This is a genomic window from Paenibacillus sp. GM1FR (genome assembly GCF_002803315.1).
Lineage (GTDB): Bacteria > Bacillota > Bacilli > Paenibacillales > Paenibacillaceae > Paenibacillus > Paenibacillus amylolyticus.
Map to the genome: position 1 here is coordinate 15,363 of NZ_MKZL01000024.1, position 13,660 is coordinate 29,022.

The following is a 13,660-nucleotide window of genomic DNA, read 5'->3' on the forward strand; positions in this document are numbered from 1 at the left end:
GGTCTTAACATGGTATTTATTTTATTTTGTGAGTTTTTCCATTAATTCAAAGGGGAACTGTCTGTTCATCCATTCAAGGATGATATCGACAGGTTCCATGTACCGTTGGCCTACCAGTAAACCCGTATGGGTCGTATCCCACAGTCCGGCATATGCAGCATGCAGTTGCTTGGCGGTTAAGTTGCCTCTCTGATCTTCGTCTTCACTGGAGACAGCCTTGATCACCAAGCTGGGGCAGTGGATCAGGTCACCATTAATGGATACTCCATCGGCTCCACAAAGAACAGAAAAGGTAGCAAATGCCTTCGCGGACTCCGTTTGCAGATATTTAAGCTGAAAAGCAATGTCTTCTGCCGTCTCATCTATACTGGTTAGTTCATCACGGACAGGTGCAGGCATGATAATTCCAGGTGTGATACGATTACTTTCCGGGTAGGGGATTAGCTCATGCACTTCCTTGCTCAGACTGGCGTCGATCACAACCAGGCCTGCCAGAGTAACGGTTTCTGCAATCTTTTGACTGAGAATCCCACCCATGCTAAAGCCAATGAGGACGGGAGGCTCGTTGAACTCGGCTAACACTTCACGAATATCCTCTAAATAATCGTCAAATGTAATCATTGTCATATCCATGGCCCGACTCTTGTAGTGACTTCTCAGGTTCATGACATAACAGGTCCAACCGTGCTGGACAAAGTGGGGGATATATTTGCTCCACATCCAGCTGCCTGTGTATGCACCGTGAACGAACAGCAGTGGGGGCTTCTGGGTCGTTGTTTTTTCGTCATGAGGCGGGGTTCCTGCGAATATCTCCAAGTGTAAATCATGTTCTCCGATCTTCTTTACTTCATGTTCCGGTAACAATTGAGTGTAGTCCGTCATACCAAAAACCTCCTCTAAATTATTAGTTTGATATCAAACTATTTCTTCAAAAAAAATTAGAAGTTGCTATGGATTTTCATTAAAATTCGTAGCAGTTCTTTTTTCTCCGCTTCCGTAACGTCCGCATAGAACACGTTCAGCATGCGCTGTGATATCTCTTCGAAGACTGGCTTTAATTGTTCGCCTTTGGCAGTCAAAGCCACATGAACAACTCGTGAATCTGTTGCATCACGCTCCTTGAGGACGTATCCTGTCCGCACCAATTTGTCCACAAGTGCAGTCACCGTGGATTTATCCTTGCCAATTTTTTTGGCGATTTCAGCCATGGTCATCCTGTGATTGTTGTACAGGGCATAGATGATATCCCCATGGGACGTGGCGAGATCCTGGATTCCCTGCTCAGCCATCTCAGTAAGGATGAAACGGTTGACCTTCTCTTTAATTTTGGATATGAGTGAAATAGCGTCTCTTGTTTTCATATGTGTAATATAGTTTGTTATCAAACTAATGTCAAGCTTTGATCCATCGTTTATTGCATGCGCGGTATAAAAAAAGAGCAGTGAGAATGTCTTCTCCTGCTCATTGGCTCAAGTCATTACTTCATCGGATTAGCTTTCATTTCCTGTCCCATTTTCTCAATACCGTCCAGAATTTGATATCCATAACCCCAGAACTGGCTGAAATCTGTCACATAGATTTGTTTGTTCTTGATCGCGTTCATGCTTTGCAGGGCAGGGTTGGCATACAGGTTCTCAATTAGCTTATCGATATCCGGTGAACCGGCATACGCGGACAAGAGCAGGTAGTCCGGATTCGCTGTGATCAGTTGCTCAACACTTACCTCACCTTGCACACCATCAAACGTATTTTTCAGCTTCAACAGGCCAAGTGCATCAAGCTGATACGTATCGTTCTGCATGCTGCTTACCGTAATGGTGTCTTCCGTAGCGGGTACGATATAGGCAAAACGTTGCTCAGGCTGATCGGCTACACTTGCCTTAATAGCTTCAACACGAGTCTTCAGACTTTCGGTGAATGTTGCGGCATTATCCTGAACGTCGAAGATTTGTCCAAGTTGTGCAATATCGCTATAGAGGGTTTCGAGTGTGCCTTTGTGATTCGTCGTTTGCAGAAACGTGCGGATATTCATGTCATTCAATCCATCGACGGTACCCACGCCCCAGTCTGCATCAGCGAAAAGGTCGCCCCGTCCGAGAACCAGATCCGGGCTTGCACCTACAACCAGCTCTTTACCTACATAATCCTTGGACAATACCGGAATTTGGGCGAAATCATCAGCCACATCCGGTGTAACGGAACCATATAGAGCAGCAACACCGACCATTTTATCGGTCAGACCTAATTTGATGAGCATCTCAGCCGCAGATTGGGTATTCGCAACAACACGTTCAGGTGCTTTATCGAATACTTGCACTTTGGGTTTCCACTCGCCGCCCTCACCCGAGATCGTGAAATTCTCAATGGTGAGCGGGTACGTCGTTTTATTTGTATTCTCAGTAGGAGCTGAAGTTTCTGTCGTGTTAGTAGTTGAAGTTGTTTCTTCGGCAGGGGAAGAAGTTGAAGCGTTCGAACAGGCTGCAAGCAGCAGTAACAGGAGATTTAGAGCAGCGATGCCAATGGTTCTGGATGTGAATTTCATTAAATGATGAACCCCTTTTCTATGTGTTTTAAATTGACAAAGATAATCATTCTCAATTATAATCCGAGAAAACACATTGTAAATAGCTAAATTTAATTTGTTCTACATTTTACGCGAATTGATGGGGGAAGAGATGGCACAGACGGTTCAGGTTCAGACACAGCGTATGGGGAAAAGAGAGTCTCTGATTCATAGTAAATCCGGGTTTGCTTTACTGATTGCAGTTTTAATCATGATTACGCTTATATCCGTAGGTATTGCAGTTTCCATTGGACAGGTACAAATTCCACTGGCGGAGTCATATCGTATTCTTTTATACAAATTAACGGGATTTCAGTGGGGGACAACACCCATTGAGGCAGGTTCCTTTACCGATATCATTTGGCAGATTCGTTTCCCGCGTGTGCTGATGGCGATGTTTATCGGTGCAGGCTTGGCCTTGTGCGGTGCTGTTATGCAGGCTGCTGTGCAGAATCCGCTGGCTGATCCTTACATACTGGGTATATCCTCAGGCGCTTCGCTTGGAGCAACCTTTGCAATTCTTATTGGATTCGGTGCGATTGGGTGGCTAGGTCAGACGGGGGTGGCTTTCTGGGCCTTTGCCGGTGCGATGGGTGCGTCCTTACTGGTCCTGACTTTGGCAGGGATTCGGGGGAAAATGACGTCGGTCAAGCTGGTGCTTGCCGGAATGGTGATTAACGCGCTATGCAGCGCTTTTTCGAACTTTATTATTTATTTTGCCAACAATGCTGAAGGTATCAAAACGGTGACGTTCTGGACCATGGGCAGCCTGGCGGCTTCCGGATGGAACAAGCTTCCACTCGTGGGTATCGTCGTGCTGGTGGCGATTCTATTTTTCCTTTTACAGTCCAGAGTTCTTAATACGATGTTATTGGGGGATGAAGCAGCCGTTACACTGGGCATTAATCTGAGTGTGTACCGCAGGGTGTACATGCTGTTAACCGCTTTGGTGACAGGTGTTATGGTGGCGAGCTGTGGCATGATTGGTTTTGTCGGCCTCATTATTCCGCATATCGTCAGAGGTCTCGTGGGTTCCGACCATCGTAAGGTGATGCCTGTATCTGTGCTGTTTGGAGCCATTTTCCTCATCTGGACGGATGTTATTGCACGATCCCTCATATCCAGCGTGGAGTTGCCAATCGGTATTATTACGGCCATGATTGGTGCACCAATGTTTATGTATATGCTGGTCAAAAAAGGCTACGGTTTTGGAGGAAATTAAAGATGAAGCTGAACGTAGAAAATGTATCCATCTCTGTGCTGAACACGGACATCATCAAGGATATTTCATTACAGGTGAACGGTAAACAGTTCGTTGGACTGATCGGACCCAATGGTTGTGGCAAGTCAACACTGCTCAAGAGCATTTATAAAGTGATCAAACCGCAGCAAGGTAAGGTTTTTCTGGACAATACCGATATTCTCAAATCTAGTCCAAAGCTTGTTTCCAGACACATGGGCGTTGTTGGCCAGTTTAATGAATTGAGTTTTGATTTTACGGTGCGTGAGATGGTCATGATGGGCCGTACCCCACACAAAAAAATGCTGGAGACGGATAATGAACGGGATCATGAAATCGTAGAGCAGGCTTTGGAAAAAGTACATCTGACTGGACATGCAGACCGCAATTACGTGTCTTTGTCTGGTGGAGAGAAACAGCGTGTGGTCTTGGCGCGTGTCTTGGCACAGCAACCCCAATTCTTGATCCTGGACGAGCCAACGAACCATTTGGACATCAAATACCAACTTCAGATTCTAAATATTGTCCGTGGACTCGGCATTGGCATACTGGCAGCGCTGCATGATCTCGAACTCGCCACAGAATATTGCGATTATCTCTATGTAGTGAAAAAGGGCCAGATTGTGGTCCATGGCAAACCGGCAGATATTCTGACTCGCGAGATGATTGGTGAGGTATTTGATGTCGATTGTGAAATCTATACAAATCCAGTTACGGGTGGCCTGGGTATTGCATACCTGAGTACACGTTGATTGGGGCTATATCTTTGTTTGGATGACGTGGAGAAATATTCGAAATAATCAATTGAAATGAACATAGACCGTACCTGTTGGAGCGATGTTGTTGTTGTTGTTGATTGCTCGCAGGGCCGGTCTTTAATTTTTGATGGGGCTAGGAGCGTCTATTGAAGCTTAGGATCAACGGGATGAGCATGAGCACCTTTGCTGACTTCTTGGAAGACATCTGAGGAGTTATCGATATGCGTTGAAGACTTACTGCTCTTGTCTTGTTGGGAGTGTTCTCCCGGTGCTGGGCTACTACCTGTAATCGCATAACTTCGTAAGATCTCTTCCAGATCTCCAATCGTCACAGGACGAGCATGTCGTTTCAGGACATAACCGAGTTGACCATTGGGTTCCACCGTCGCCGTCTCCAGATCATCTACACTTGTAATTCCGTGCTGTCGCATATGCATCTCAAGCTGATCCATCGTATAACGCATGCGTTTCAGATTCGGGATAATGACCTTTCCGTCCTCTACCACGATTTTGGAACTGCCACTCATTAACCGTTCAAAAATATTAAATTTCAATTGCAGTTGTTCCACTACAAGCAATGTCAAAATGAAGACCGATGCTGATCCAATCGCTTTGCCAAGCTCATGATTTGCGATGGGTTGTACAATCGTTGTTCCGATGGAGATCATGATGACGGTTGTGGCAACACTCATCTGTGAGATCGACTTGCGTCCTGCAATTCGCAGCAGAATCATGCCGATAAGTACAAGTAAAACAGATTTCCATATCCAGTCCATACGTATATTCCTTTCTATTCCAGTATGCGCTTTGCTTCTATGGCTGTTCTGGAGTTGGAGGAATTATACAGTTGGCTAAATCCATAGCTTTCATTCCGCCCACCGGATCGTTTACAATAGGGTATTGATTAAGTAAACAAAGGAGCGGGTTACAGTGGCAAAACAGAAATACTATGTTGTCTGGGAAGGCAAGAAGCCGGGTGTGTATAACACATGGGCAGATTGCAAAGCGCAGACGGATCATTATACCGGAGCAAAATATAAATCCTATGAGTCCAAAGCAGCCGCAGAAGAAGCGTATCGTGCTGGATGGAAAGGGAACTGGGGTTCAAGTGCAGGCGGAGCGTCGAAGACAAAGTCGGCTACTAGCGGAAGAAGTGCTGGCATGGAAACGTCAGAGGAAGTGGATTACGACAGCATCTCTGTTGATGTGGGCACACGAGGTAACCCCGGACCTGTAGAATACAAAGGGGTAGACACCCGCACTGGTGAGGTTATTTTCTCCGTCGGACCGATCTCCAAAGGCACGAACAATCTGGGCGAATTTTTGGCCATTGTACATGCCCTCGCACATCTGAAAAAAGAAGGCAGCACCAAAACGGTGTATACCGACTCGGTCAATGCCATGAAATGGCTGAAGCAGAAAAAAGTAGCCACGACCTTACCAAGAGACAACTCCACAGAAGAAATCTGGCTGATGATTGATCGTGCGGAGCAGTGGCTCCAGACGAATACGTACAGCAATAAAGTGCTAAAATGGCAGACCAAACAGTGGGGCGAAATCAAGGCAGATTACGGCCGGAAGTAGGTATTTATCCGTATTAATTTCATAATACCTTTCGCTGCTTCAATTAAGGCTAGATATAGATCAAAGCGGTTTAATTTGTCTATATCTAGTTACAAAAATCCATTTTTAGTGAGTTATGAAATTGATTTTTCCAAAGGATGCCTCCTTTATTTCTTGTCTATTAGAATCGATATTTACAATTTCCAGTTTCCGCTCTATAATCATCTGAATATGATTAGTTAAACATATGGAGGAGCCTGTCATCTGCAGGCCCTCTTTATCTTTTTGGTCCATTGATTAGCAAGTCCGTTCAATAGAATGGGTTATTTGAGTATATATTGCAGGAGGCAGACATGAGTTCCATTTATAGAAGTGAAGAAGGCAAGAGCAGCATACTTGCAGAGTATGAGATTTATTTGAATGAGTTGGGTGAGAAATTTACTCGAGAGTATGTAGAGACGCGTTTTGGAAAGACACATGTTTTACTGACGGGTCCTCTAGATGGCAAGCCGTTATTTATTCTCCAGGGCGGTAATTGTGTGAATCCGATGACGTTGTCATGGTTTTCTTCTTTATTTAAAGAATACCGGATTATTGCTCCTGATACGATTGGTCATCCTGGTTATAGTGAGGAAGCGAGTATCTCGACACGGTTTGATAGCTTGGCATTATGGGTGTCGGATCTGCTGGATCACTATGATATCAAAAAGAGTGCATTTATCGGTCCATCGTTTGGAGGAGGCATTATCCTCAGACTGGCTACCTATATTCCGGAACGCATCTCGTGTGCCGTATTGGTTGCTCCTGCGGGTCTTGCGGTCAATTCCAAAATTAAAACGGCTCAGGATATCACGCTGCCACTCGTCAAGTACCGCATGACGTCTTCACCATCTTCTTTGCAAAAAATTACGGACAACATGTCGTGCAACTGCATGAAAGAAATGGATAAAAACATTATCGGTAAACTTTTTAAATATGTCAGCATAGATCAGGATCTGCCCAAGCTCACAGAGCGAGAAGAACTGGTGAATTATACGTCACCAACCTTGTTATTGGTAGGGGAGAAGGATGTCTTTTTCCCTGCGGATAAGTGTATTGAGCGAGCTCAAAAGATTATTACGAATGTAAAAGCCATCAAGTATGATACAGGACATTTTCCTTCACAGGACGTATTGGTTCAGATGAACGAGGAAATCGGGCGTTTTTTACAGAATAATTATTAATAAAAGCTGTAAATGAAGGATGAGAAATGTTTTTCTCCAGTTTAATAAAGTAATTACATCCATCTGTCGATACTCTATATAAGAGAATCCTTTTCTTCTATAGAATAGTGTGGATAGGGATTAGCGGTATATCGTAGAAGGCTTGATATCATTAATATTTAAATATTTCGCGTGAAGGTGTTTCAAATTGCATCATTTGGTTTATATGTATAGTTGGCGATGAATTGCTGACTGGTTGAACCAAGTGATGCATTTACGCGGAAAGTCTTCCGATCGACAAGGTTGAAAAGAGGTCTGTTATGAGAAAAGACAATTGTAAAATGGCATTGCAGCGCAATGTGATTATAAATGATACATATCAGGTAAGACAGGTATTAGCCAGCAGTGAGTTGGCTATTGTATATGCAGGGCGAGATCGTAACACAGGTGCCAAAGTAGCCATTAAGGAATTTTTCCCACAGAGAATGGCTGAACGGCAGGCAGACAAGCGAGGGGTGTTCTGCTCTTCACGAGGATACGGTGGGCAATATCAGGAGTTACTGGCTGCATTTCTGCTCGAAGGTGAACTATTATCGAAACTAGATCATCCCCATATTGTATCGTATATGGATCATTTTGAAGCGAATGGTACGGGGTATCTGGTTATGGAATACTGCACGGGAATCACATTGACCGAGTATTTGAATGAACATAATCATGCTCTTGATGCTGCTTTCATAACGGAGACGCTGCTTCCACTGGTGGATACATTGGATTACATACATAAGCAAGGCATTCTTCACCGGGATGTGAAACCTTCCAACATTATGGTTATGGAGGATGGTACACCCAAACTTCTGGACTTTGGCTCAGCTACCCGTTGGCCTATGCAATCCGGAGAGAAACAGGTGATATTTACATCGGCAGGTTATTCTCCACTGGAGTTTTATTCGGAGAAATCCAGTCAGGGACCGATGTCGGACATCTATAGTTTGGCGGCTCTGCTCCATTATTGGACATGCGGGCAACCCCCTATGGACGTGAAACAGCGGTTGTTCCAGGATGAATTGCCATCTGTTCGCTCACATAATGAGTATGTGAATCCTTGGCTCGCTCGTGTTATTCATTGGGGGTTGACGGTTCGTTCTGAGAAACGCTGTGCTTCCTTAGCTTGGGTCAGAAGCTCGCTGCGAGTTCAAGCCTGGGTATGGAAAGTGCGCAAGCCAGGTACAGTGGAGTGGTCTTTAGCCGAGAATGAACATACGCAGGTCTATGAAGTGGAGTCGAAAAAGCAACATGAGACGGCGTAAGCAGTCATGACCTATGTTGATAAAGTAGACGTTTCAATGAAAGCATAGCCGTTAAATAGGTGTAAAATAGAAACAAGCCAGTTCTTACCCGTACATATGGGGCGAACTGGCTTGTTTCTTTTATATTTTCAGAGAGAACATACATCAGCGTGCTTCATTTCCACTTAGTTAACACACAATGTTTACTGTGGATCTCTCTTTTGTCCTACATAGATATTGGTACTTGGTTTGATGGCTTTGTAACGAATTTCGATCTCCGTAACACCATCCTCAAACGTGATATACAACTTTTCATTGTACTCCATAGCTTCCGTGTGTCTGCGTTTCACTGGCGTTCGGCCTCGGACAACCGTACAATTCGTATCGTGCCGTACCAATAACGTTTCTTTTTTACCCGCTTCCAGCCAGATTCGTCCCGCTTCTAGTACTTTGACCCCGATGTCCATGCGATCAAACAGTTCACTGAGACTTACTTTTCGGCGTTCCAATGAAGTGAGAGGCCAATTGGTCACTGGTATATCCTCGCCGTTCGCTGTCGCTAGAAAGTATCCTTCCAGTCTTCCCCGGAATACGGGTTTTGGCTTCATTACGAACCAATACAGTGCGAAAATACCACCAGCAAGAAGCAGGCCCAATCCTGTATATAGCAGTACCTTTTCACGTAAAGAATGAATTTGCAACGAAATGTCTGTAGTTATACTTGCTCCCTCAGAATCCGTTGCTGTCACCTTGATCGTTGAACTTCCGGTGTGTAGAGAAGACCATCGCAACAGGTTGCCTTCAATGATGGCATCTCCAAGTTTGCGCTCACTTCCACCGTCTGCAAGGACATACGTTAATGGATCATTATTGGCATCCTTAAAGTAGTTGTTCAGGTCGACATCTGTATTGCTGTCATCTTTGGATAACACCATGGATTCGCCGGTGGCTACGGGTGCTTGATTCGTAATGTCTACTTCAACCGGAGTAATTTCCCGATAAAAGTCCGGACCGTCGATTCGTAGTCCCCATGTGTACAAATCCGACTTGGGAAAAGTGTATTTTCCCGTAAATCCGCTACCTGTATTGGTCAAAGGGATACGTTCTGTTTTTCCATCAGATGGAGTTACAATGAGTTCCGCTTCCAGTCCCTTGTACACATCCAAGTCCTTAATGGGTTTAGGGTCCACAGCCTGATCGTAGAGTGATGCCTCAAATGTGATGCTCTTCCCCTTGACGGGCTGCTCCGTTGCCATATTTGCGACCGCAGAGACGTTGTAGTTCCCTAATAGGTTAATCTTCACCAGATCACCGCTACGGCCTTTGAATTTCAGTTTAAACTGTCCTTTGACCGGACGAATGATCTTCATCAGAGCATATTTATCAGACCGTATGAAGCTGACATTGCTCGATTGATAATAGAGCTGAGCTTCCGAGACAGCATGATCAGATAGCATGATAATGTTGGCATCCGCCATGCTGGAGTTAGGAATATCCACGGTTACTTCCTGCATTGCTCCTGTTGCAGTTACAGCCGCTACAGATACAAGAACGGATTGAATCTGATCTGCAAAAATCCGATTGAAGATTTCAGGCAGATCGTCCGCACTTCCGGTGATAAAGGAAGAACCACCCGTTTCTTTGGCGATACGCTCCAGTTCTGCCGGGTTAACGGTACCGTCGCGGTTTAGTCCCACAGTATAGATGGGATAACCAGCTTGTTGTGCCATCTCAATAACTTTGTCCACATCTTTGGAGGAGTCAGCAGGTGTTCTGCTCGTCGATCCTCGCAAATCCGTTTCTCCGTCAGAGAGCAAAATCATAAATGGTTTACGTTTGTCCGTCTGCGATTGTTCGAGCAGGCTAGCCCCTCGGCGTAAGCCAAGTCCGAGATCTGTATATCCCGAACGTTTTAAGCCATCCACACGGCTACGAAGATTATTGCGAGCTCCAGAGGATGAAATCTCCATCAGTGGTACGGATGAAGTGATCTTGTCATTATAAGCTACGAATCCCAATCGGGTCTTAGGTCCACTACTCATATCCATAAACATATGTATAACTTCTTCGGCAATGCGATCTTTGTCGGTCTCATTCATGGAGTAGCTAACATCCAGGACAAACATGGCATCGAGGCCTTCATACGTCTGGGTCTTGACGGATGATTCAGCGTATATGCTCCCCATGTCCCATGCTGGAATTAAAAAGCTGATTACCAAGATAGAAAAAAATGTTTTTTTGAATTTTGTTAATATCATACGATGCTTTGAATCTCCTTTCTGTTTTGGGCACTGCAATTGTTTTTAGAGGTCAAACTGATTTTTGTTGAAAAACTTTTGTTTCTACTCGACAAAACCCCGTTATGCGTAGTTTTGATAAGCGAAGAATATTGCAACACCGCATACGTTAAGGCGATTTCCTCTTGATTAGGGGGAAAACTCCACTAGTTTTAAATCATTGAACATCATCCAGATTATAGGATATTCTTTATCATCGGCATGATTCGATGGGAAGTGAAGCGGAAATCGGAAATTAGTTCTATAGGTATATCGAAGTCACAAAAATGAGCTTTTAGACCTATATAGGGTAATATTGACAAAACATATCACTGATGATTAAGATGAATTCCATAAATCTCCAAAGCAAACGGCATAATCTGGTACATAAGTTCCAGTCATATGTTGACAGCTCGTTCTATTGGACTTGTGATCGCCTGAGAAGATGATTCTCTTAGATCATGACCAAAGACTGATAGAGCGTGCGGAGTGTCAAAAATTGATGGAGGGGGGGAAGCATTCGCCCGAATGAACCATCATTAGGGGGATGTTGCCTGAATGGATATTATTAATCAAACGAACCGAACGATGCTTTTCGAAGAGATCAATCCTGAGAAAATGGATTTGATTACGATTGTCGGTGACGTAAAAGGGATCGACAGTCTGAATGATGACAAGATCAAGGAGATCAATGAACACCTGCTTGTACGAAGCTTCGATGAGTTTTTGGACAAGTTTTCTCCCAGTGTGTATTCCTTTTTCAATGCGGTAAACCAGAAAGTCATGTATACGCTCAAAAAGCCCGAAGGGATTCCGGATGAAGCAATCTCTGAGATCAAAATTGATCATAGCAATGACTTCCTGAGAATGCTCTTTACCCTGATTGATACCAAACGTAGTCAGGGGATTACGAATGTAGATTTCAAGTTTGAAAATTTGCTGGATATGATTTCACCGAAAAAGGTTATGGATGACATTCGGCAGGTACGAAAAGAAATTCATTACATGTACGGCCAGCATGAGAAGCTGGATGACGGGGACCCGAAGAAGTTGGATATCGGGGATAAACTTAATGTCATGTTTGAAGATGCTAGCCGGAACTATAACAATGTTATGGCAATGCTGCCACTGGCCATCGAAGATATCAAAACCCGCTTGTTGCTGGGCCGTGCTCAAGAAGAAACTTCTTCCGAAGCGATTCAGGTAGGACAACTCACAATTGGTGAGAGCGGAGAATTGAAAATTATCGAAGCTCCAAAGAGTGATAACAACGAGTTGATGCTCCTGGATGAGTCGACAAGCACAGATTTGACTCAGGTGTTTGCCGAAGATTATGATTCACTCTCCGAGGCACCTTCACCGTATGTACAGGATCTGGTCGTTCGTACATTCTGCCCACTGCCTGCAGTTCAGACGGATGTTGATACGGCAGTTGAAGTACAGAATTACAATACATACCTGGAATTTTACAAGAACGCCAAGGATGACTTTGTAAAAACCGTAAAACCGCTGGTAGAGAAAATTTTGGGTGTCAAAATGTTCTTTGATCAATATGCGACCAAAAACAAAGGCATGCTTCCTTCCATGCTGATTGCCAATGCCAAGCTGGATATGCTTGTTAAGAGCAGTAATATTCCGCGGCTGGAGACCTATCTCAACACAGTCAATGCGAAGAATGATTTTACCGACACTATTTGGTTCGGAATTGTTCCTTCCGTTGAACTGGAGAATACGGGACAAGTTCAAGTCAGTCGAGCCCGTTTCCGTGGTAACGAGAAAGTGGTTAAACAAGACGGAAACAGTATGGAATCTCTGTCCATGCTTCTGCAAGTCGTTAAAGACTACAAAGTACAAGTATTCTTTAGCTTTGAATCTGGAGAAGAGACTACATTCAGCAGCATGGCTACTGCGGGCATCGATAAATATATTGATAAATGCGCGGTATTAACTCGCAAAGACTACAGCGAATTCGCCATTCCAAGTGCTCCGAATTTCACCATCATTCCGAAAGAGAAATCGGGTGTCGTTATCGACAGTCGTATGCTCCAGACGGAGAATGGTGTGGAGCTTTCCAAGGAGAAAGAAGACATTCTGAAGCTGTGGATTGAAGGTGTGTATGTCGGTGCGTCTTATGTATCTGCCGGAATTGTGGCTGCATATCAGTGCCCCGAGTATCTACGAGGCGCATTCAAAACCGTGAACCGGGATTATCCAGGTGTGCGTTTTGATATTGAGGCAGGCGATAACAGTCTGCGTGTAGTGACTACGATGACCAAAGAAATTTCCGGATTCACGAACACCATCAAGGATTCGATTAACCGCAAAAACTTTGGATTTATTTTCTCATCGGAGAATGCCCAAATCCAGGATAGCGACATCAAGCGGATCACGGTATACAAAGCGAGAAGCATGGCGATGTCCGAAGATGGTTTTGATTCCTTGTATAAGACACTCGTAAGTACTTACATTGAGCGCTTGCTCCGTTTCCAGACGGGTGATTTCAAGCATGAAAATATCGTCAAATTCTTCAGCAACAATCCGAGCAGTCAGAAGAGCCGGTGGCTGGGAACCCGAGGGTCGATCAATTCGATCATTCAAGAAGGTGACGACATGAGCTTTATCATCGATGAGAAGAGCAATATGTGCCACATTGACCTGGTATTCAACGGCAACGTGAAGAACCTGGAGGTCATGATTACTAAAGGCACCAGCGCGATGAAGGTGTAAGAAACTGGAGTGGGTACAAGTTTTAGAAATGTCTATAATTCT

General features: G+C 44.5%; 11 protein-coding genes. 6 read left to right on the forward strand and 5 right to left on the reverse strand.

Annotated elements, in window-relative coordinates:
- Positions 1-21: 21 nt before the first annotated feature.
- The 3 genes from PAEAM_RS18540 to PAEAM_RS18550 form a co-directional block, all read right to left on the reverse strand.
- Entirely contained in the window at positions 22-882 is an 861-nt protein-coding gene (locus PAEAM_RS18540) for an alpha/beta hydrolase (RefSeq protein WP_100528535.1), read from the reverse strand.
- 56 nt (positions 883-938) lie between these two features.
- Positions 939-1,361: a MarR family winged helix-turn-helix transcriptional regulator gene (locus PAEAM_RS18545; protein WP_100528559.1), complete on the reverse strand. Its 423-nt coding sequence runs from the start codon at positions 1,359-1,361 to the stop codon at positions 939-941.
- Positions 1,362-1,477: 116 nt separating this feature from the next.
- Positions 1,478-2,542, reverse strand: a complete 1,065-nt coding sequence (locus tag PAEAM_RS18550) for an ABC transporter substrate-binding protein (protein WP_100528536.1) — start codon at positions 2,540-2,542, stop codon at positions 1,478-1,480.
- A 166-nt stretch (positions 2,543-2,708) separates the two neighbouring features.
- Between PAEAM_RS18550 and PAEAM_RS18555 the strand changes: the two genes are divergently transcribed.
- Complete coding sequence (locus PAEAM_RS18555) at positions 2,709-3,785, forward strand: FecCD family ABC transporter permease (protein WP_165789965.1); 1,077 nt, start codon at positions 2,709-2,711, stop codon at positions 3,783-3,785.
- 2 nt (positions 3,786-3,787) lie between these two features.
- Positions 3,788-4,555, forward strand: coding sequence for an ABC transporter ATP-binding protein (locus PAEAM_RS18560; protein ID WP_100528538.1), 768 nt, complete (start codon positions 3,788-3,790; stop codon positions 4,553-4,555).
- A 149-nt stretch (positions 4,556-4,704) separates the two neighbouring features.
- Here PAEAM_RS18560 and PAEAM_RS18565 read toward each other — a convergent pair whose 3' ends face one another.
- Positions 4,705-5,337, reverse strand: a complete 633-nt coding sequence (locus PAEAM_RS18565) for a DUF421 domain-containing protein (protein WP_165789962.1) — start codon at positions 5,335-5,337, stop codon at positions 4,705-4,707.
- Positions 5,338-5,491: 154 nt separating this feature from the next.
- Here PAEAM_RS18565 and rnhA point away from each other — a divergent pair, with 154 nt between their 5' ends.
- The 3 genes from rnhA to PAEAM_RS18580 all read left to right on the forward strand — a co-directional run bounded on the left by rnhA (position 5,492) and on the right by PAEAM_RS18580 (position 8,636).
- Entirely contained in the window at positions 5,492-6,145 is a 654-nt protein-coding gene (rnhA, locus tag PAEAM_RS18570) for a ribonuclease H (protein ID WP_100528540.1), read from the forward strand.
- Between the two features lie 332 nt (positions 6,146-6,477).
- Positions 6,478-7,347, forward strand: a complete 870-nt coding sequence (locus tag PAEAM_RS18575) for an alpha/beta fold hydrolase (protein WP_100528541.1) — start codon at positions 6,478-6,480, stop codon at positions 7,345-7,347.
- Positions 7,348-7,646: 299 nt separating this feature from the next.
- Entirely contained in the window at positions 7,647-8,636 is a 990-nt protein-coding gene (locus PAEAM_RS18580; RefSeq protein WP_100528542.1) for a serine/threonine protein kinase, read from the forward strand.
- Positions 8,637-8,818: 182 nt separating this feature from the next.
- On the opposite strand, the gene PAEAM_RS18585 is transcribed toward PAEAM_RS18580, so the two are convergent.
- On the reverse strand, positions 8,819-10,834 hold the full coding sequence (locus PAEAM_RS18585; protein WP_165789963.1) for a vWA domain-containing protein: 2,016 nt from the start codon (positions 10,832-10,834) through the stop codon (positions 8,819-8,821).
- A gap of 615 nt (positions 10,835-11,449) precedes the next feature.
- Here PAEAM_RS18585 and PAEAM_RS18590 point away from each other — a divergent pair.
- Positions 11,450-13,618: a transcriptional regulator gene (locus tag PAEAM_RS18590; RefSeq protein ID WP_091013787.1), complete on the forward strand. Its 2,169-nt coding sequence runs from the start codon at positions 11,450-11,452 to the stop codon at positions 13,616-13,618.
- Positions 13,619-13,660 lie beyond the last annotated feature (42 nt).